The sequence below is a fragment of the Agromyces sp. NSFZ genome, assembly GCF_056156205.1.
This window is the reverse complement of record NZ_CM149585.1, coordinates 2,239,198-2,259,545: the sequence shown is the minus strand read 5'-3', so window position 1 is coordinate 2,259,545 and position 20,348 is coordinate 2,239,198. Positions and strand designations below refer to the sequence as shown.

The 20,348-nt window shown below is 67.5% G+C and carries 18 protein-coding genes; 12 read left to right on the top strand and 6 right to left on the bottom strand.

Going from position 1 to position 20,348, the window contains the following annotated elements; genetic code table 11:
- Positions 1–83: 83 nt before the first annotated feature.
- Positions 84–1,295, top strand: a complete 1,212-nt coding sequence (locus ACVFI9_RS10675; protein ID WP_474762212.1) for a Shedu anti-phage system protein SduA domain-containing protein — start codon at positions 84–86, stop codon at positions 1,293–1,295.
- Positions 1,296–2,061: 766 nt separating this feature from the next.
- On the opposite strand, the gene ACVFI9_RS10670 is transcribed toward ACVFI9_RS10675, so the two are convergent.
- Complete coding sequence (locus tag ACVFI9_RS10670; protein ID WP_474762211.1) at positions 2,062–2,247, bottom strand: hypothetical protein; 186 nt, start codon at positions 2,245–2,247, stop codon at positions 2,062–2,064.
- Positions 2,248–2,694: 447 nt separating this feature from the next.
- On the opposite strand from ACVFI9_RS10670, the gene ACVFI9_RS10665 reads away from it, so the two are divergent.
- Together ACVFI9_RS10665 and ACVFI9_RS10660 are read left to right on the top strand one after the other, a co-directional pair.
- Positions 2,695–3,915, top strand: coding sequence for an acetyl-CoA C-acyltransferase (locus tag ACVFI9_RS10665; RefSeq protein WP_474762210.1), 1,221 nt, complete (start codon positions 2,695–2,697; stop codon positions 3,913–3,915).
- The gene (locus ACVFI9_RS10660) at positions 3,915–4,316 is read left to right on the top strand and encodes a PaaI family thioesterase (RefSeq protein WP_474762209.1); all 402 of its coding nucleotides are present in this window, start codon (positions 3,915–3,917) and stop codon (positions 4,314–4,316) included. Before ACVFI9_RS10665 ends, ACVFI9_RS10660 begins: the two co-directional genes overlap by 1 nt.
- A gap of 102 nt (positions 4,317–4,418) precedes the next feature.
- Here ACVFI9_RS10660 and ACVFI9_RS10655 read toward each other — a convergent pair whose 3' ends face one another.
- Both ACVFI9_RS10655 and ACVFI9_RS10650 read right to left on the bottom strand, forming a co-directional pair.
- The gene (locus ACVFI9_RS10655; RefSeq protein ID WP_474762208.1) at positions 4,419–5,438 is read right to left on the bottom strand and encodes a dihydrodipicolinate synthase family protein; all 1,020 of its coding nucleotides are present in this window, start codon (positions 5,436–5,438) and stop codon (positions 4,419–4,421) included.
- 12 nt (positions 5,439–5,450) lie between these two features.
- Positions 5,451–6,464 (bottom strand): ornithine cyclodeaminase family protein, encoded by a 1,014-nt coding sequence (locus ACVFI9_RS10650; protein ID WP_474762207.1) that lies wholly within the window; start codon positions 6,462–6,464, stop codon positions 5,451–5,453.
- A gap of 134 nt (positions 6,465–6,598) precedes the next feature.
- Between ACVFI9_RS10650 and ACVFI9_RS10645 the strand changes: the two genes are divergently transcribed.
- The 8 genes from ACVFI9_RS10645 to ACVFI9_RS10610 all read left to right on the top strand — a co-directional run bounded on the left by ACVFI9_RS10645 (position 6,599) and on the right by ACVFI9_RS10610 (position 15,345).
- A complete protein-coding gene (locus ACVFI9_RS10645) occupies positions 6,599–7,975 on the top strand; it encodes an aldehyde dehydrogenase family protein (RefSeq protein ID WP_474762206.1) in 1,377 nt (458 codons plus the stop codon).
- 44 nt (positions 7,976–8,019) lie between these two features.
- Positions 8,020–8,961, top strand: coding sequence for a LysR family transcriptional regulator (locus ACVFI9_RS10640; protein ID WP_474762205.1), 942 nt, complete (start codon positions 8,020–8,022; stop codon positions 8,959–8,961).
- Between the two features lie 88 nt (positions 8,962–9,049).
- Positions 9,050–10,552: a bifunctional 3-(3-hydroxy-phenyl)propionate/3-hydroxycinnamic acid hydroxylase gene (locus ACVFI9_RS10635; RefSeq protein ID WP_474762204.1), complete on the top strand. Its 1,503-nt coding sequence runs from the start codon at positions 9,050–9,052 to the stop codon at positions 10,550–10,552.
- 24 nt (positions 10,553–10,576) lie between these two features.
- A complete protein-coding gene (locus ACVFI9_RS10630; protein ID WP_474762203.1) occupies positions 10,577–11,518 on the top strand; it encodes a VOC family protein in 942 nt (313 codons plus the stop codon).
- A 3-nt stretch (positions 11,519–11,521) separates the two neighbouring features.
- On the top strand, positions 11,522–12,544 hold the full coding sequence (locus ACVFI9_RS10625; protein ID WP_474762202.1) for a fumarylacetoacetate hydrolase family protein: 1,023 nt from the start codon (positions 11,522–11,524) through the stop codon (positions 12,542–12,544).
- A complete protein-coding gene (locus ACVFI9_RS10620) occupies positions 12,541–13,257 on the top strand; it encodes an ABC transporter substrate-binding protein (RefSeq protein WP_474762201.1) in 717 nt (238 codons plus the stop codon). Before ACVFI9_RS10625 ends, ACVFI9_RS10620 begins: the two co-directional genes overlap by 4 nt.
- Positions 13,258–13,315: 58 nt before the next feature.
- Positions 13,316–14,623: an oxidoreductase gene (locus tag ACVFI9_RS10615; RefSeq protein WP_474762200.1), complete on the top strand. Its 1,308-nt coding sequence runs from the start codon at positions 13,316–13,318 to the stop codon at positions 14,621–14,623.
- A gap of 11 nt (positions 14,624–14,634) precedes the next feature.
- Positions 14,635–15,345 carry an EthD domain-containing protein gene (locus ACVFI9_RS10610; RefSeq protein WP_474762199.1) on the top strand — a complete coding sequence of 237 codons (711 nt, stop codon included), beginning with the start codon at positions 14,635–14,637 and terminating at the stop codon, positions 15,343–15,345.
- Between the two features lie 76 nt (positions 15,346–15,421).
- Here ACVFI9_RS10610 and ACVFI9_RS10605 read toward each other — a convergent pair whose 3' ends face one another.
- Genes ACVFI9_RS10605 through ACVFI9_RS10595 form a run of 3 tightly spaced genes read right to left on the bottom strand, consistent with a single transcriptional unit; the run spans position 15,422 to position 18,914 of the window.
- Positions 15,422–16,456, bottom strand: coding sequence for an ABC transporter permease (locus ACVFI9_RS10605; protein ID WP_474762198.1), 1,035 nt, complete (start codon positions 16,454–16,456; stop codon positions 15,422–15,424).
- Positions 16,453–17,412: an ABC transporter permease gene (locus ACVFI9_RS10600; protein ID WP_474762197.1), complete on the bottom strand. Its 960-nt coding sequence runs from the start codon at positions 17,410–17,412 to the stop codon at positions 16,453–16,455. The genes ACVFI9_RS10605 and ACVFI9_RS10600 overlap by 4 nt, the downstream gene beginning before the upstream one ends.
- The gene (locus tag ACVFI9_RS10595; protein ID WP_474762196.1) at positions 17,409–18,914 is read right to left on the bottom strand and encodes a sugar ABC transporter ATP-binding protein; all 1,506 of its coding nucleotides are present in this window, start codon (positions 18,912–18,914) and stop codon (positions 17,409–17,411) included. The genes ACVFI9_RS10600 and ACVFI9_RS10595 overlap by 4 nt, the downstream gene beginning before the upstream one ends.
- 138 nt (positions 18,915–19,052) lie before the next feature.
- Between ACVFI9_RS10595 and ACVFI9_RS10590 the strand changes: the two genes are divergently transcribed.
- Entirely contained in the window at positions 19,053–20,312 is a 1,260-nt protein-coding gene (locus ACVFI9_RS10590; protein ID WP_474762195.1) for a substrate-binding domain-containing protein, read from the top strand.
- The last annotated feature ends 36 nt before the right edge of the window (positions 20,313–20,348 follow it).

Below are 20,348 nucleotides of genomic sequence, written 5' to 3'. Positions count from 1 at the left end.
CCGTACCAAACGTCCCCGAATGGGAACGCGTCGCGACTAGCCTCGAGAGGCTGCTCTCGGGGCCGACGGAGCGCCAGCGAGAGGTGGCGACGCAGCTCGATGTCGAGCTCCCGGATGGTGTGCCGGCGCAAGTGATAGCCGCGTTACTCAGGGGTCGAGTTTCGGACGCGTTGCTTAGCCCAGCACAGTTGCCGACGGATATCCCAGAGTCTCTCGGCGAACTCGAAGACAGCCTCGATCTTCCACGAACTACAGAACTAATCACCGGAACACGCGACGAACTTTCGGCCTGGTTCGCGGCACGATACGCACTGAAGTCAGCGCGCGGTCTTCGCAGCGTTCAGCCTGGGATCGGCGATGTCGTCACTAGTCTCGGCTGGGATGAAGATGAGCAACGAATCGTTTCGAGCATCGGCGCGGACGGCCGGGTCTATATGCGTCATCTTCCCGCTCGACGGGCGTGGCCCAACTATCTAAACGTCGTCGCCCGACTCGGCTCGGAAGGATACGCATCGCGTGCCGCTGCCGTGGAGGCTTCGGTAAGGAACGCGACGACGTCTCGCTCCACCAACTTCGCGAACTACGAGGCGCTCGCTCAGTTCGAACTCCACCAACATGCGCCGTCAGCGGAAGCCGTGCGGGAACTTGAGGATCTACTCGAATCGGGTGAACGACGCGAGGAGCCGTTTCAACAACTGCTCACTCGCAACCCAGCGTTCCTCGCCATGACTGTCGTTGGCGGCTGGAAGACGTTCGTCATTCCCAAGGCACGTCTAGGCACCGAGCACGTCACCGACTTTCTCGTGGTCGGGATAAATAGCATCGGTCCCCAGTGGGTGACTGTCGAGCTTGAGGCGCCTCGCCACCGGATACTGACACAAGCGGGGCGACTATCGTCGGCAACCAGGCACGCAATAGATCAAGTGCATGACTGGCGCGAGTGGCTGACGCACAACGTGGCATACGCGCAATCTCAACTCGGTCTTCACGGCATCACGAATCGTTCACCAGGCTTGGTCATCATCGGGCGTGATGACCCCGCCGCGGAGCGCCAGGCGTCGAGGTCGCAGTCCGCTGAGGAAGGGCGTATCGAGGTGCATTCCTGGGACTGGCTCCGTCGACATGTCAGGAACGTCGGGCGGTATCGGGCAGCCGACTTCGCATACGAGAACTTGCGAGATCAGTCACTTGGCCTGCACCAATTGGCTGTGCTCCGACAGCCAGAGGCCGCACTCACCTTTGACGAACTTCTTCGCGACGTTGAAACCCTTGACGTCGACCAGGAGGGCTTCTGATCTCAAGACCCGCGCGGCCTCGTCGAGTGGTGGTCGAAGGCTCTTTGGCGTCGATGTAGGCGCGTCTGCCCGTTTCCAGACCGCCCTGAGCTGCGTGGAGGGTGCGACACCCAGTACATCGAGGAATCACCCTTCCGAGATCGTTCGGATGACTCACTCTCGACGCGATAGGCGTCATGTGGGGCCGCGTGGGCGGGATCGGCGTTGCGGCCTTTTTGCGGCTCTTTTCGTCCCCAAACACCGGCATACGACGGCATCCATCGACCACCGCCACACCGGCCGCTTGCTCCGTTCGTCCCTATACTTACTGGCATCCACAACCAAACACGTGCGCGCCCGCCACGGTAGATACCGTCAGGGGGTCAGGGGTTCGAGTCCCCTCAGATCCACAAAACCCCTGATGAATCAATGATTCTCAGGGCTTTTCGTGTTGGGGAGCGCTTTCCTGCGGCTCTTTTGGGGCCTCTCTGTGCCGTGCTGGGGGATGCCACAGGCATCCACGTCCGATTCCCACTGACCTACGCTCGTGCGCCGATCGCGACTGCGGGCATGCGGCGCCCGGAGGTTGACGTCTGGAAATAGCAGTAGCTGTTCGACTTGGGCCGCTCGCGGAGGCGGAACTCGAGCCAGGGTTCGCCGTCAGCGCGGACGGCCCGGCGTTCAGAGCCAGTGGATAACCACGTCTCATGCTCGACTTGGGCTAAGTCGGGTGCGGTTGCGCCGGTCGCGACGAGCTTCGCGCGCAGGCCCCGCGTCGCACCGGTGCTCATTGGTGGATGAGGGCTAGGGCGACGGCGTGCTCGGCCCAGTCGAGCGCCGTCACCACGAACGGAGTGAGCGCGAGCCGGCGTTCCAGGCGATCCGATGCCCGGTCACCAGTCCGCCGCCGCTGACCGGTTCGGATGGAGGCGGCCACGAGCGCGCCGACCGCAAGCAACCAGATGGACTGCACAGAAGAAATCCGCCCAGCGACGCGTACCGCACGCTCCGAAAGTCCGCCGTGACCGCGGTCGCTGATGCGCTGAAGGGGCTGCGCAGTTCGCCGGCCACAAGCGTTCCCGTGTGACCGATCGCGCGTCGTCTCGCGCGCCAGCATGGGATCGGCCTCCCGACCTCGCCGTCAGCGGCCCCGGAGGCCTCGGAGGCCTCGGAGGCCGAATCGTCTTGCTGACCCGCACGGTGTCGAGAATCCTCACCACACAGCGGGACGCCACCTCGCGTGATTCGTGGCAGGTGACGAATGGAACTTCTCTGCACGGAGCGCCGTGTGGCGGCGGCCTCCCGCTGGCGCGGCCCGAACATAGGTCGGCGCCCTGATGGATCGAATATGCGGGGTATCCGACGATACGATACGATACGACTCGAATAGTTCCCTTCAAGCAGACAAGGCGTCGATGCCGTGAAAACGCAGGCCTACCCGAACGACGCGGTCGTGGTCGCCTACAAGCGCACCGCATTCGGCCGTGCGCGAAAGGGCTCCTTGGCAGCTGAGCGACCCGAGGACCTCGCGTTGGCTGCCGTGCGGGGGGCGCTCGACGACGTTCCCATGCTCGATCGCGCAACCCTCGAGGACTTCTACCTCGGCACGGCCGTGCCCGAGGGCGCCCAAGGCGACAACGCCGCCAGGCGGGTCGCCGTCTATGGGGGGCTGGATGGGTTGCCCGGTGCTACGGTCAACCGCTTCTGCGCCTCATCGATGCAGGCGGTCGCCGGGGCCGCGCGCGCCATCCGGGCGGGCGACGGCGACGCTTTCCTCGTCGGCGGCATGGAGTCGACGTCGAGTACCCCGCCGATTCCCACACACCACTATCCGGGGTGGGATGTCCCAGCCGCCCGCGCCGACGAGATCTTCGCCTCGGCGGGGGAGTGGAGCGATCCCCGTGGCGACGGCCACACGCCCGACGTCTACATCGCGATGGGGAAGACCGCCGAGTTCGTTGCTCGCCTCACGGGTACCACTCGTCGCGACCAGGACGAGTGGGCACTGCAGTCGCAGCGCCGCACCGCCTTGGCGGTCGACGCAGGCTTCTTCGAACGCGAGATCGCGCCCTACACCCGCGCCGACGGCAGCGTCGTCGCGGCCGATGACGGCCCCCGGCCTAACACGACCCTCGAGGGTCTGACGGCACTGACCCCCGCCTTCCACGAGGCCGGCACCGTGACGGCCGGCAACGCGAGTCCACTCAACGACGGCGCCTCCGCGGCGGTGCTCATGAGCGCTGCCAAGGCAGCCGAGCTCGGCATCACCCCGCTCGCTCGGATCCTCGGCGCCGGCGCAACTGCGCTCTCCCCCGAGATAATGGGGCTCGGCCCCGTTGACGCATCCCGGAAAGTGCTCGGACGTCTGGGACTTTCCATCGATGACGTCGACCTCATCGAGCTGAACGAGGCATTCGCGGCCCAGGTCGTTCCGGTGGTCCGCCAGCTCGGCGCCGACCCCGAACGTGTGAACGTACACGGCGGCGCGATCGCCATCGGGCATCCGTTCGGCGCAACCGGCATCAGACTCACCGGTACGCTGATCAATGCATTGCAGGAGCGTGACGGCACACTTGGCCTCGCCACGCTGTGCGTCGGTGGAGGACAGGGCATGGCGCTCGTGCTGGAACGGCTCAGCTGATGGGCGTCGTCGATCCGTTCATCCAGGGCGTCCTCGAGAACGAACCCTCGTTCGCGTGGTTCGGCTTCGCGATCGAGGAGGCCACCGAAGGGCGGGCCGTCGTCTCGCTTGTCGTGGGTCCCGGACACGTCAACGCCAACGACATGGCTCACGGGGCGATCGTGTTCGCCGTCGCCGACCAGGCGTTCGCGATGGCGGCGAACACGCTCATCCCGTACGCCGCCACCGGAGATGCCCAGATCCACTACCTCGCACCGAGCCGCCTGGGTCAGCGCTTGGAGGCGACGGCGATCGCGAGCTGGGCCGACGACCGCCGTGCTGTCGTCGACGTCACCATCACCGCCGATGGGACCGTGGTCGCCACGTACCGAGGCATGGCCCGCGCCACGAAGCGGCCCTGATTCCGACGGATGATTCGCAGCCCGCGACATCCGACATCGAAGCCGGCACTGCACGACAGCGGGCCCCAAGCAGAGCACTCCGCCCGGGGCCCGCTCGTTCATTCAGGCCTGCGTGCGGCCCTTCACGAACTCGCTGTCGGGCAGATCGGTGACCGGGAGTCCTGACGCGACGAGTGCCTGGCGGGCCTGCTTCATGAGACGGTCGGGGATGCGCGGAGCCGGCGCACGGAGTGCACCGCCGTTGAAGCCCGCGAGCCACTCCTGGTACTTCCAGCCGGTGCGGTTGATGACCGTGGTGCCGACCGACGAGCCCGTGAGGATCGCGACGTTCGCCGCACGCGCCGGAGCCACCTGCCACCACAGGTCCATGGCCTCTTCCCACTTTCCTTGGCGCGCGAGGTTGAAGGCCCTGGGGAAGTAGTCGCTCATCCAGTTGGTGTTGCTCGTGCCGGAGAAGTGGAAGTCGAGTACCGACATCAGAGGGATCGTCTCGGATTCGATCGGGCAGGAGATGACCACTTCCTCCCGGAAGTGGTGGTACATCTCCATGATCCCGCCGATGGTCGGGTAGCCCTGCTCCGCCTTGATCGCGACGATGTTGGGGATCTCGTCGAGGACCCTGCGCACGAAGGGCACCGGCATGCCGGCATGGTCGATGCGCTCGAAGCCCCACGCCGGGAGTCCGAAGAGCATGGCACCGAGGTCGGTCGAGTCGGCGAGCCGCTTGGTGTAGTCGAACACCTCATCGTGGCTCGTCGGCCAGAAGGCCGTCGGGTACGAGATGAGCACGCTGTCGACGCCTTCCTTCTCGGCGAGTGACAGTGCGTGGATGTTCTCCTCGAGCGTGTTGAAGGCGGCGTGGAAGAACAGCTGGAAGTCGGGGCCTGCGGCTTCGCGGGCGACGGCGGTCACCCGCGCGTTCTCTTCGGGCGTGATGTTGAGCTCGGTGACGAGGAGGGTGCCCGCGTAGCCGAGCTCCTTGAGCTTCAGGATGTCGTGACGGATCGCGTTCTCATTGATCTTCGAGAAGTCCGTGGTGTACGAGGGCATCGTGACGGCGATGCAGCCGTTCCAGTTCTGCTTGGCCCAGGCGCGGGCTTCGCTCTTCGTGTAGTCGACCATGTGTCTGCTTCCTTACTTGCGGGTGGTCACGATGCCGACGGGCAGCTCGGTTCCGAGCCCCTCGTCGCGGGCTCGGTCGTAGAGCATCTCGGCGACGACGATGTCCTGCAGGCCAGAGCCGGTGGACTTGTAGATGCGGATACCGCGGGCCGGGTCGATCGGGTGTTCGCCGGTGATCGCGCTCGACAGCGGGATCACCATGGTGTCGACGTCTACCCCGGCGGCGCGTGCGGCGATCAGGTCACCGCTGCCGTGCACGACCTCCTCTACGGTATCGGCGACGACGACGGATGCCCGGGAGAAGAGCTCCGCGGGGAGCTCGCGTTGCGCGGGCGTCGTCGAGCCGATGGACACGACGGTCGCGTTCTCACCGACCCAATCCGCCTGCACGGTCGGGCTCTCGTCGCGCGAGCGGGCGGCGCACAACACCAGGTCAGCGCCCCGCACCGCGTCCTCAGCCGCGCTCACCGCGCGCACTGGCGCGCCGAACCTGCCGTCGAACTCGGCGGCGAAGGCCTCGCGGTTCCGCTTCGTCGGGCTGTAGACGCGCACCTCGGAGAACTCGAGCACCTGTGAGAATGCCGTGAGATGGGAGCGTGCCTCGAAGCCGGAGCCGATCACCCCGACGGTCAGTGGATGCCCCGGTGTGAGTGCCTCGGCGCCGACGGCGGTGGTCGCGGCGGTACGCAGCCCCGTCACTCGGTTGCCGTCGACCAGTGCGACGAGGTCGGCGGTCTCCTTGTCGAACAGCGAGATGAGGTAGCTGACTCTCAGCCCGTCGGCGAAGGACCCGTTGATGGACTTCGCGCCGAAGAGCCTGCCGCTCGCCGGGACCGAAGGCATGATGCGCATCCACTCGCGGCCGCTGTCGGCGAAGATCCGCCCGGGTGTGCGCTGCGCGTCGGCGACGGAGCCGTACGCCGCGCGAATCGCCGCGATCGCGTGGCCCCAGTCGGACAGCCGCTCGACGTCGTCGTCGGTGAGGAACAGGGGAAGGCGGTCGGGCAGTTCGCCATCGGCGCTCATGGATCACTCCTTCGGGATCAGCGTTTCAAGCCCCAGTGGCGACCCTTGCGGCATCCAGCAAGCAATACGAAACGCATCGTATGTAATGCGACTATACTCGGTCACACCACATCGTCTCAACGAGAGAGAGCATCATGGCGATCGCCACCGTCAATCCGACCACCGGAAAGACCGAGATCATCATCGAACCGCACACCCCGGCTGAAGTGGCCGACCGGATCGCGGAGTCGGCGGATGCCGCTCGTACGTTGCGCGGCACCTCGTTCGCGCAGCGGGCCGCGTGGATGCGAGCCGCGGCCGCCATCCTCGAGGACCAGGCCGAGGGACTCGGCGAGCTCATCACCGTGGAGATGGGCAAGCCCATCGCGCAGTCGGTCGCCGAGGTGCACAAGTGTGTGAAGGCGATGCGGTTCTACGCCGACAACGCCGAGGCCTTCCTCGCAGACCAGCCGCTCGATGATCCGTCAACGGTGGGTGCATCGAAGGCGTGGACCCGCTACGAGCCGCTCGGCGTGGTGCTGGCCGTGATGCCGTGGAACTACCCGCTCTGGCAGGTCATCCGGTTCGCCGCGCCGGCCCTCATGGCGGGCAATGCGGGCCTGCTCAAGCACGCCTCGAACGTGCCGCAGTCGGCGCTCATGCTCGACACGCTCTTCGAGCGCGCCGGCTTCCCGAAAGGATCGTTCCGCAGCCTCCTGATCGGCGGGAGCGAAGTGGCCGCGGTCATCGCCGACCCGCGAGTGATGGCCGTCACCCTCACTGGCTCGGAGCCGGCCGGCCGGTCGGTCGCCGCGGCCGCGGGTGACCACGTCAAGAAGGCCGTGCTCGAGCTCGGCGGATCGGACCCCTTCATCGTGCTCGCGAGTGCCGACGTGAAGGCTGCGGCCGAGACGGCGGTGCGCGCCCGCATCAACAACAACGGTCAGTCCTGCATCGCCGGCAAGCGCTTCATCGTGCACGCCGACGTCTACGACGAGTTCGCCGCGGAGTTCACCGCGCGCATGGCCGCCCTGAGGGTCGGCGACCCGCTGGTTCCCGAGACGGAGGTCGGGCCGCTCGCCACGGAATCCGGCCGCCAGGACCTCGTCGACCTCGTCGAGGACGCGCGGGCGAAGGGAGCGGCGATCCTCACCGGGGGCAGCGCCGCCGATCTCCCCGGCTGGTTCTACGCGCCGACAGTGATCGCCGACCTGCCGGATGACGCGCGGCTCGTGCAGGAGGAGGCCTTCGGCCCCGTGGCATCCCTCTATCGCGCGATCGACAACGACGATGCCCTGCGGATCGCGAACCAGACGACCTTCGGCCTCTCGAGCGCGGTCTGGACGAACGACCCTGAGGAGGAAGCCCGGTTCCTCGCCGAACTCAACGCAGGAGCCGTGTTCATCAACGGGATGACGGTGTCGTACCAGGAACTGCCGTTCGGCGGGATCAAGCGCTCGGGCTTCGGTCGAGAACTCGCCGCCGTCGGCATCCGGGAGTTCTGCAACCTGAAGACCGTCTGGAGGGCGTGAGCTGCCTCAGGCCCGCACGGATGGGTTCGCGGTAGCGTGAGGCCGTGGTCAACGCGGACTATAACCTGCTGCGGCCCCTCCGGGCGTTGCTCGAGGAGCGCAGCGTCACGCGCGCGGCCGCACGACTGCGCATCTCGCAGCCGTCGATGTCGATCGCGCTCGCGCGACTGCGGGCGCACTACGAGGACCCCCTGCTCGTGCGCCACGGGAATCGGCATGAACTGACACCGTTGGGGGAGCGACTGCTCGCCGCGCTCCCACAGGTCATCGCCGAGACCGAACAGGTGTTCGGGCTCAAGTCGCGGTTCGACCCGGTGACGAGCACGCGCATGTTCTCCATCGCCGGCGTGGACTACATGATCGTTCGCATTGCTCCCGCTCTGACCCGGATCGTGGAACGCGAGGCGCCGAACGTGCGGTTCGAGTTCCCGGCCGCGGACGGGCGGCTGGTATCGGGTGTCCCCGACACGCTGCGCACGATCGACGGCGCGATCCTTCCGCACGGGTACGTCACTGACCAGCCCCATCTGGATTTCGAGCCCGAGGCGTGGGTATGCCTCGTTGATGCGGCGTCGGGCGTCGGGGAGCAGCCCACGGCCGACGAACTGCTCACGCGGCCGTGGGTGCAAACGCTTCCCGCCCGCGAAGGGGTGACCCCCGTGGCCCAGCAGCTCAAGTTCCGCGGCATCGAGGTCTCGGTGGTCGCCGCCACCCCGCACTTCTTCGTGGTTCCGTCGCTCATCGTCGGGACTGATCGGGTGGCGCTCGTGCCGGAGGGATTCGCGCGGATGGCCGTGCGCTCGGAACCCCGTCTGCGCCTGGTCGTGCCTCCACTCGATCTCGACCCCGTGCGCGACGCGTTCTGGTGGCACTCCGATCGCGAGCACGATGCGGAGCACGTGTGGCTGCGGGGCGTCGTCGCGAGGGTGCGCGACGAGGTCATACGGAATGCTGATCGCGGGGATAGCCAGATCAGCGTTTCTTAATGCCGCTTCGGCGTTCAGAGTGGATTGCAACGATACGGTCCGTCGCGTAACATCCGATACGGAACGTATTGCACACAAAGGAGTGCTTGTGAGAACCGACATCGACGTCGTCGTCATCGGAGGTGGACCGGTCGGAACGACCGCCCTTGCGTTGCTCGGCCGGGCCGGGTTGACCGCGGTCGGCCTCGAGAAGGACCGGGACATGTGGCCCACAGCGCGCGCGGTCCACTTCGATGGCGAGACGATGCGGACCCTGCAGAGCCTCGGCGTCGCCGAGGAGTTCGCCGCCGTCACGATCCCGATGAAGGACGTCCAGATCATCAACGAGGCCGATGAGGTGCTCGTCCACGCCCCGACCGACCGACTCGGCGACCAGGCGTGGAACGACCACATCAGCTTCCACCAGCCCGACGTCGAGGCGCTGATCCGCGGGGTCGTCGACCGCACGCCCGGAGTCGAGCTCCGGTGCGGCGTCACGGTCACCAAAGTCGAGAACGTCGACGGCGGCGTCGAGGTCACGGCTGCCGACGACGGTGGCCGTCAGCAGGTCGTCCGGGCCCGCTGGGCGATCGCCGCCGATGGTGCGCGGTCTGGAACCCGGCAGGCTCTCGGCATCGAGAGCAAGAAGTTCGGCGAGGATGAGCAGTGGCTCGTCGTCGACGGCCAGCTCACCGACGCTCCCGGCTATGACGCCGACATGGTTCAGTTCGGGCGGTACACACGTCCCGCACTCTGGCTCCGACTCCCTGGAACCCGGGTGCGCATGGAATTCATGCTGATGCCCGACGACGACCCGCAGGAGATCGTCACGCCGGCCGCCGTCGAGCGGATCAGTCGCGGCATCCTGCCCGTCGGGAAGTTCCAGCCCGATCGTCAGGCGGTCTACACGTTCCGCGGGCGTATCGCCGACCGGTGGCGCGCTGGCGCCATCTTCCTCGCCGGAGACGCCGCCCACCAGGCGCCGCCGCTCTTCGGGCAGGGGCTTTGCGCGGGCATCCGCGATGTCCAGAACCTCGTCTGGAAGCTCGACCTCGTGGCGCGGGGAATCGCGGGCGAGGAGTTGCTCGAGACCTACGAGAGCGAGCGCAAGCCGCACGCCACCTTCTGGGTGAAGGCCGCAGCCGACCAGGCCGTGATGATCCAGACCACCGATCCCGAGGTCGCCGCGGGTCGTGACGCCTTCATCAAGGCGCACCCCGAGGCGAGCGCCGTGCCGACCTCCCCGGGCCTCGGCGCCGGCCTGCACGAGGGCGACCGCGACGAGCGCGCCGGCAAGCTCAGCCTGCAGCCGATCCTCCAGGACGGCACCCGCCTCGACGACATGGTCGGCACGCACTTCGTCGTCGCCGCCGACCGGGCGCTGTACAGCGCCCTTCCCGCCGGACTCAAGACGGCCCTCGACGAGGACGGTGACACCGTGACCCTGCTCGACCCGCTCAAGGTCGGCGACATCCTCAGCACCGCCGGCGCGAGGGCCGTCGTCATCCGCCCGGATAGGTACATCCTCGGGGTCGGCGACACCGCCGACGACCTCGAGCGTCTCATCCGACGGATCCCGACCATCGCGCACGCCGCGACCGTCACCCACTGAAGCTTCCACGCAAAGGAGCACGTCATGTCATTCAGCCCAATCACCCACATCCGGCACTTCGATATCGCGGTGCCCGACTTCGACCAGCAGGTCGAGTTCTACAAGAACCACTGGGGACTCACCGTGCAGCACGACGACGGCGACGTCGTCTACTTCGCGGCCGAGGGCTCGCCCGAACAGTATGTGACCCGTGTGCGGCGCTCGGCCGACAAGCGGCTGGACCTCGTTGCCTTCGGCGCCGCCGACCGCGCGGCCGTCGACGCGCTCGCGCAGAACCTGACCGCATCAGGCGTCAAGCTCGTCTTCGAGCCGACCGATCTCAAGACCCTCGGTGGCGGATACGGATTCCGCTTCTTCGACCTCGAGGGACGCACGGTCGAGGTCTCGACCGATGTCGAGGTGCGCGAGCACCGCAAGATCGAGGAGCGCGAGGCCATCCCGGTGCGGCTCTCGCACGTCGTGCTGAACTCCAGCCAGCCCGAGAACATGCGTGCCTGGTACGAGAAGCACCTCGGCTTCCGCCTCTCCGACACGCTCAACCACCCGCACGCCGGCGACCTCTTCTACTTCATGCGGTGCAGTTCGCAGCACCACTCCATGGCCATTGCCCGCGGCCCACACGCGTCGCTGCAGCACGCATCGTTCGAACTGCGCGGCCTCGACGAGTACATGCGGGGGAGCGGCCGCATGATCCGTGCCGGATACCGGAAGATCTGGGGACCAGGTCGCCATCGCGCCGGCGACAACACCTTCACGTACTTCATCGACCCGAACGGGAACACGATGGAGATGACGACCGAACTCGAAATGCTCGACGAGGACAGCTGGCACCCGCACATCTTCGACGTCACCGAACCCGAGACCTCGGACCAGTGGGGCACGGGCGGCGACATGGACGAGTTCATCACCAAGGAGATGTTCAACGACTCCGACAACCACCACCTCTTCGTCGCGCCGCCGGTGTGAGCCATGACCCCCGACTCCAGTGCGCCCGCCGGGCCGCCACCGTTCGCCCTGGGAACGTTCGTCGCCGACGGCGAGGAGTTCCCGGGCCTGGTCGTCGACCACCGCGTCATCGACATCCGGACGATCCTGCCCGATGTGCGTCGCACCGGTGACCTGTTCGCCGAGTGGGATGCGAACCTCGACGCGTTGCTGGCGGAGACCGGCCGCGCCGGCGTCCCGCTCGAGTCTGTTGGGGTGCTTCCGCCGGTGCAACCGGTCGGTCCGATCCTCGCCGCGGGCGTGAACTACCGCGACCACATCATCGAGATGAGCGTCGCGCACAGGCTCGGCAAGGCCGGAGCCTCAGACGAGCAACTGAGAGCCGACGCGGCCGCCGAGCTCGATGTCCGGGTCCGTTCTGGCGACCCCTACATCTGGACCGGCATCCCCTCGGCGGTGAGCGGCGCCTATGACGACGTGCGGCTGCCCGACTTCGGGGAGCACGTCGACTGGGAGGCGGAGCTCGGCGTCGTGATCGGACGCCCCGCGTGGCGGGTGCCGGTCGAGGACGCGCTGGACCACGTGGCCGGGTACGTGATCGTGAACGACATCACGGCGCGTTCGCTGGTGCCGCGCGACGACATCGCGAAGATCGGCACGGACTGGTTCCGGGCGAAGAATCAGCCCACGTTCTTCCCGGTCGGCCCAATGCTCGTGCCGGCGCGGTTCGTTCCAGACCCATCGGCGCTGCGCATCCAGCTCCGCCTCAACGGCACCCTGATGCAGGATTCCTCCACGCGCGACATGGCGTTCGACGTCCGGGCGCTCATCGCCTACGCCTCGTCGGTCGCGGAGCTGCGGCCGGGGGATCTGCTCATCACCGGTTCACCGGCGGGGAACGGCTCGCATTGGAAGCGATTCCTCGTAGCCGGCGACGTGATGGAGGTCTCGATCACCGGCCTCGGCACCCAGCTCACCACCGTGCGCGGCCCGAGCGGCGTTCCGGCTCCCTGGCACGCATCGCGAGCGGTCGGGACGAGCGGATGACCCTGCACCTGTCGTACTTCGTTCCGCCAACGCCCCACGTCGCGGCACGCGAGCGAGGGCTGCTCGGCGGGATCGAGCTGATCGAGTCCCGCACCGCCGGCAGCCCGGAGCAGTTGGCGGGGCTGCTCGCGGGGGAGCTCGACGTGGTGGTCACCGCGATCGACAACCTCTTCGAATGGACCCGCGCCGGGGCCGACGTGCGAATCGTGGCGCAGGTGGAGCGCACGACGCCGCTCGGAATCTTCGCCGGACCCGATGTCGAATCACTCCGGGATCTCCAGGGTGGGCGCTTCGCCGTGGACGCCTTCGCGAACGGGTTCGCGCTCGTCGCACGATACCTGCTCGAGCAAGCGGGCGCCGAGGTCGACTACCTCGAAGTGGGCGGTGTGGAAGAGCGGTGTCAGGCGCTCCTCGCCGGCGACGTGGACGGCACCCTCCTCGGACCGCCGTACGACGACCTGGCGCGTGCCGCCGGCATGGGGGAGCTCGTGAGCGTACAGGAGAGGTTCCCGGCTTTCCCCGGTCAGGGGCTCGTCGTCCGCGCCGACCTGCTCGGAGACGACGAGCTCTCGCGCTACCTCTCGGCACTGTGGCAGGCAGGGCTGGTCCAGGTGGAACCCGACGGCCTCGACACGCTGACCGGCATCCGCGACGAACTCGGGCTGCTGCCCGAAGGTGCCGACCTGCGCGCACTGCTGCGGCCCCTCACATGAGCGGTCGCCCATGAACACGAAACACGGGGCTGTCGCCCCGGAGAGTCAGGAGAGACACATGGAAGCGAACGAACTGGGACAACGGATGGACGTGAACGTGCGGGAGGTGCTCTCGAGCCCGCTCACGATCAACAGGCTCGTTCTCAAGAACCGGATCATCCTGGGCCCGATGGCGGTGCTCCGCCCCACCGACGACGGCCGGCCGAGCGATCAGTCCATCGCCTTCCTGAAGCGCCGCGCGAAGGGTGGGGTGTCACTCGTCATGGTGGGCGGGACGGTCGCCACGGAACGGGCCTGGAACGAGTCGCCGTTCTTCCCCAACATCCGCTTCGACAAGGACGAGATCGTCCCCGACCTCGCCCGGCTCGTCGACGCCGTGCACGACGGCGGCGCCGCCGTCTTCGCCCAGCTCTTCCCGAGCTTCGGCCGGATGGGCGTGCCCCGCAACGGCAAGTTCCCCTCAGCGGCGAGCCCCACCCCGGTCGTGATGGGTGCCGTCGGGCTCCCCGACCACGTGTACATCCCCGGCGGCCGCGTCATCCCGGGGCCGCGGGAGACGACGGTGGAGGAGATCAAGGCGATCGAGACCGACCTGGTGGCCGCGGCCCGGCGTGCGAAGGCCGCGGGGTTCGACGGCATCGAGGTTGCTGCGCACATGTGTTACTTCTACTCGTCGTTCCTGTCCCCGCACGCGAACACCCGCACCGACGAGTACGGCGGCTCCGCCGAGAACCGTGCCCGCGCCCTGCGTGACGCCGTCGCCGCGGTGCGGGCGGAGGTCGGGCAGGGCTACCCCGTCGGTATTCGGATGAGCGTCAACGACCACCTGCCCGGCGGCCAGGACGAGCACGGCTTCGCCGAGGTCGCCTCGCACATCGTGAAGGCCGGTGTGGACTTCATCTCACTCTCCGAGGGGAACTACGAGTCGATGGGCGAGAACGTGCCGTCGGACTCGGGAAACATGATCGCGCACGGCGAACCGCAGGCCTTCCGGGCCGCGGTCGGCGACATCCCGCTCTTCCTGTCGAGCACGCCCGACCCGAGGCAGGCGGCCGAGGCGATCGCCACCGGAATCGCCGACGCGACCATGCTGGCGCGCCAACTGCTGGCCGACCCGGACTACCCCAACAAGGTCATCGAAGGACGCGAGCGCGACATCGTGTGGTGCGACCACGCGAACTCCTGCCTGCGTCGCCTGATGACGAACGTGCCGGTCGCCTGCCACAAGAACCCCGAGATGGGACGCGAGGACCCCGCGGCCAAGCGTTCCACCCTCGCGCAAGACCTGTTCGTCTGGGCGGCCGGCAACCCGCTGCTCATGACCATCGCCGACACGGCCGCCCGCGCCGGGAAGCGGAAGCACTGAGGACGGCGCCGATGGGCGACATCGCGTACAAGCTCACGATCCTGCTCTCGCGTCAGGCGGACTTGACGCCCGAGGACTTCGTCGAGCGATGGCTCGAGGTCGAGCGACGAGACCCGGTGGTGGCATCGGGTCTCGCCAGCTACGTCGCGCAGCGCCCGATGGCGGGGCCATCGCCGATCGCGGGCGCACCCGCTGCACCCTACGATGCGGCGATCGAGACCTGGTGGCGGCGCAAGAACGACGCCGCCGACTGGGTCGCGTCGCGCGCGTTCGAAGACGGGTGGCTTCCCCAACGGCTCCCGCTGCTCGCGGGCCGGCCTGCAGCGGTCGGCGGCGAGCCATGGGTCGTGTGGGAGCGGGAGCTTCCGACCGGAGCATCCCCGGTCACGGTCCTCGTGCTGCCGGTGGCGCTGAGGCGACTCCGCTTCCAGGACTTCGTCGACTACTGGACCGGTGCCCACGCCGAGCTCGCCCTCGGCGGCCCGCACACCAAGGAGCGGCTGGTGCGGATCGAGGACACCCCCGCGCCGACCGCGCCACCGTCATGGTTCGAGCGCACGCGCTACGACGGAGTCGGCGCACTCACCTTCACGTCGGCGGCGGCACTCGCCGAGGAATTCGCCGATCACCACTACGCCCGCCAGGTGGCTCCCGATGAGCTGCGCTTCACCGACGTCGGATCGTCCCGGGCCATGCTCGTGACCGAAGTGAACTCCTACTGACTCCGACGGGAGACGACCAACGCCGAACGCGCCGGGGTCCAGGTCCCGGCGAGTTCGGCGTTGATGTTGTTCCGAGTCAGAACCGGTCGCGCACGTGCCGTTCACGGCCGTACAGTGCGACCACGCCCAGGATGATGAGGCCGTAGACGATGCGGCTCTGAGATTCCGTGAGGCCCTGGCTGACGATGATCGTCGACAGCACGGTCAGAATGACCGCGCCGAGCGCAGTGCGGGTGAAGCTACCGTTGATCGAACCGAAGGTGGTCCCACCGACCAGCACGGCGGCGAGCCCCGAGAACAGGTACGGCTCGCCGATGGATTGCGACCACCCCGAGCCGAAGGCGGCGATCAACATGCCCGCGACGCCGGCGAGAGCTCCGGAGAGCGCGAAGACGCTCGCCCACACGACGGTGGCATTGATCCGCGTGAGCTCCGCGGCACGCGGGTTGATCCCGGTGGCATAGAGCTTCCGGCCGGCCGACGTCTTGGCCAGCACGATCCAGATCAGCACGCCGAGCACGATGACGATCGGGATGACCGGCGGAACCGGCAGGCCGAACGTCGTTCCCGAGAGCTGCGCGAGCGACTTGAGCTCTTGCGGAGGCTGCCCGTTGTAGTCACCGTTCGCGAGGAACATGGAGCCGCCGGCGAGCATCACGCCGACGCCCAGCGTCACCACGAGCGGCTGCACTCGGAACCGGTGACACAGCCAGCCGACGCCGGCACCCACGCCTCCGCAGACGAGCAGCACCACGAGCAGGGCGATCGGCACGGGCCATCCGAGCCGGCTCGTCGCGTTAGATGCGATCATCGCCCCGAAGGTGACGTAGCCGATGATCGCAAGGTCGAGGCCGCCGAGGATGACGACGAGCGTCTGCCCCATCGCGGCGAGTGCGAGCAGCGATGCGAGGACGAGCACCGCGATGGCCGCCTGCGGTCTGGCGATAAACGCCGGGACCAGCGCGACCAACACCGCCGAGAGCGCGATGAGCACGATGAACTGGATGAACGGCGTTCGAAGAGCCCAGTTCCGGAACCGGAGCCATCCCCCGGGGGGCGGCATCGGCGTGGTGAGCGATTGGGTCACCGGGACGGTCGTCGACTCGGTCATGCGCGGCTCCTTGTCAGGCGGGGGCTGAGCAGTGTGGCGCCCAAGACGACGCCGGCGACGAGCACCAGCCCGTACGCGAACTGCACGAGACTCGGCTGGACGCCGATGGCGGTGAGCAACTGCTGCAGCAGGTAGATGACAACGGCTCCGAAGAACGTGCCGAGCAGGCCGCCCTTCCCTCCGCCGAGGGCCGTGCCGCCCAGCACTGCCGCGGCGAGGCCGAGCAGTGCATACATGGTTGCCAAGGATGACTGCGACGACTGGAGCAGCGCGGAAAGTGCGATGCCCGCGACACCGGCGAAGATCCCGCCGATCGTATAGGCGAGGACGCGGACCGCGGTGACATTCACCCCCGAGCCGAACGCGGAGATATCGCTCTCGCCGGTCGCGAGCAGGTTGCGAACATACGCCGTGCGGCGAAGCAGGAACCAGGCGAGCGCCACGACCCCGATGGTGACGGCCGCACCGGGGAGCCAGCCGTATGACTGCGCGAGCCCGTCGGACCAGTTCGGCGGCGCCGAGATCGGAGCCCTCGAGATCGTGGTCGACAACCCGATGAGGATGAAAAGCACTCCAGTCGACGCGACGACCGGATGAAGCCGGGCCACCGTGACGAGCAGTCCCGTCACCGTGCCGATCACGCCGGCGACGATGAGGAGGATCGGGATCGCGGCATACCAATCACCGAGACCCGACGGAAGCAACACGGCGACGAAGAGGCAGTTGATGAACGTCGCCAGTGGGCCGACGGAGATGTCGATCCCTCCCGAGAGGATCGAGGGCGTCGACGCGAAGCCGACGAGCACGAACGGCGCGAGCGTCGCGAGGGTCGCCGGAAGTCGGTCTGGGGCGAGGAAACTCGGGCTGACCAAAAGGTTGATCACGAGCAGGATCAGCGCGAGGAGGCTCGCGAACGACCACGCGTGCCGTTGGAGGAATCGGAGAGTCCGGGTCATGCTGCGCTCCTGATCTGCTGGCCGAAGTAGGCGGCGACGAGGGCCTCGGTGCTGAGTCCCGCTCGCGGGATCTCCGCGAAGACCTCCTGATCGCGGAAGACGAGCACGCGATCCACCAGCTCGACAAGTTCATCGACCTCGCTCGAGAGCATCACGACACTCATTCCGTCGGCGCAGAGGCGCTCGAGCGTCGCGTAGATCTCGCGCTTCGTCATGATGTCGACGCCGCGCGTGGGGTCGTTCAGCAAGAGGACCTTGGGGTCGGTCGCGAGCCAGCGGGCCAAGATCACCTTCTGCTGGCTGCCACCGGAGAGGCTCGAGATGGGGTCCTCCTGGCTCCCGAGTCGGATGCTGAGCGACCGAACGAATTCGCCGAAGCGTTCCGTCATCCGCTTCACGCTGAGCAGGAGGCCGCGACGGTCCTGATGGAAGGTGGGGATGGCGAAGTTCTCCCGAATCGACATCTGCTCGAAGAGGGACTCGCCGCGCCGCTCCCGCGGCAGGTAGGCCACGCCGAGCTTCGCACCGTCGGTGGGCTTGATGTCGATACCGGGATCGACGACCCGGGTGACGGCACCGGAGCCGTGAATGAGCCCGGACAGCCGCTTGATGAACGCATCCTGGCCGTGGCCCTCCAGACCGGCGAGACCCACGAGCTCGCCGGAACGAAGTTCGAAGTCGATCGGTGCCGCGTCCGGTGTCAGCCTCAGGGCGTCGGCGCGCAGCGTGACGTCGCCGAGCCTTCGGCCGTGGTCCTCACGCTCGAAGTGCCCGGAGGTTCCGGTCATGTCAGCGATGAGCCTCGTAATCGAGAGCTCCTCGCGACCTACCGTCGAGACGGTGCGCCCGGAACGGAGCACGGTCACCTGGTCGGAGATCTCCTCCACCTCGTCCATTCGATGCGAGATGAACAGGATGCTCACACCTTCGCCCGCCAATCGTCGCATCTCGGCGAAGAGGCGATCCCGCGTCTGGACATCGAGCGCTGCCGTGGACTCGTCGAGGATGAGGACCCGCGGATTGCGGACGAGCGCGCGGACGATGCACACCGCCTGGCGTTCGGAAAGCGAGAGCTGGCCGGCGGGTGCGTCGACGTCGATGCCGTCGACGAGTCGGCCGAGGGTCTCCATCGCGATCGTCCGCTGCTGCGCGTGACTGAGCCGGCGGGCGAAGACGCCGTCGGTGCCGAGCCAGATGTTGTCGAGTACGGACTGGCTGGCCGCAGTGAGGACCTCCTGGAAGACCACAGCGATGCGCCGGCGGTTCGCCTGACGTGGGTTCGCGAGATCGACGGGCTGACGATCCAGCGTGAAGACGCCGTCATCGGGCTTGTGCACGCCGCCGATGATCTTGACGAGGGTGCTCTTGCCGGAGCCGTTCTCGCCGAGCAGCGTGTGGATCTCCCCAGGGTGCATGCGGAGCTGCGCGTCGACCAGCGCTCGGGTGGCGCCGAATCGCTTGCTCACTCCGGACAGCCAGAGGCCGTCGGGGGCATCCGTCATTTTGGTCACTCCTCATCGAGTTGTGCGATTCCGCATCGCTCTTGCGATCCTAAACTAGACGAACCGTATCGAATGTGTCTAGTCTGTATCCAGCGCACAGCGCCAACCCCTGCAATCTCAATGAGGAGCTGCACCACCATGTCGAATCACACACGCTTCCGCCGGCTCGGCGTCGCGGCATCCGCTCTCGTCGCGGTCGGGGCCCTCGGCCTCGCCGGATGCGCGACAGCCGGCAGTCCGTCGAGCGATACGTCCGCAGGAGCCGGAGGGCCCGCCGCTGACGGCTGCGGGTCCGTGCCGCAGATCGGCGCGAACGACCCCAACGAGCTGCTCGCCGGATTCTCCCCGGAGATCCAGGACAGCTACAACGCGTACCCCTTCGAGATCAAGGAATCCGCGTGGGCCGGGTGGAAGTCGGAGAAGTCCGACGGCTTCACCGCTGCCATCGTCGGGCAGGCCCCGGCGGCCCCGTTCATCGCGGTCTATCAGGAGACGCTCACCGCGTCACTCGAGGCGGCAGGCGTCGACATTGTGCTGGATGTCGCACCGAACGACCCGACGGACGTCCCCGGGCAGATGCAGATGTTCGGCCAGGCGCTGTCGCTCAAGCCTGACATCATCTTCTACAACCCGGCGGCACCCGAGCCCTCGGTCGACTTGGTCGCGCAGGCGCACGACGCGGGGATCCCGGTGGTTGCCGTCGTGGTGCCGATCGACAGCGAGCACGCGATCAACACCACCTACAACGCCAACCTCCAGGCGATGAGGTCGGCCGCCGGAATCTTGGACGCCATCGGGGGAAGTGGACGCATCCTCGAGGTCGACGGCGTGCCCGGCATCCCGAACCAGCTCTTCTGGGAAGATGGCACGGCGAAGGCCCTCGAGCTCTGCCCCGACGTCACGGTCGCCGGCGAGGTGCAGGGACTCTTCCAGCCCCCGCTCGCGCAGCAGGCCGTCGTCCAGTTCCTCGCCACGAACCCGGCCGGCGTCGACGCCGTGCTCCAGGCCGGCACCATGGGCTGGGCGATCCGCGACGCGTTCGTGCAGGCCGGCCAGCCGGTCCCGCCGATCAGCGACATCGGCGGCTCCCAGGGCATGGCCGCGTACGCAGCCGCGAACGAAGACTACCCGTACTTCGGCTCGGCGACGCCGCCGATCGCCATGGCTCAGGCTGCCGTCCAGATCGGACTCAAGACGCTCGCCGGCGCCGGGCCGAAGCTCAACCAGGTGGTCTGGGAGCCGTATCCCGTCGATGCGTCCAACCTCGCTGACATCGTGGACCCGTCCTGGTCGGAAGCCGACGGAACCGACCTCGCTCCCGAGGACGTGTATTTCACCGACGAGCAGCTCGCGGAGTTCTTCGCCAACCCGGAGCTCGGGCCGCAGAGGGCCGAGTAACCTTGAAGGGGCGGGTCACCGATGATCCGCCCCTTC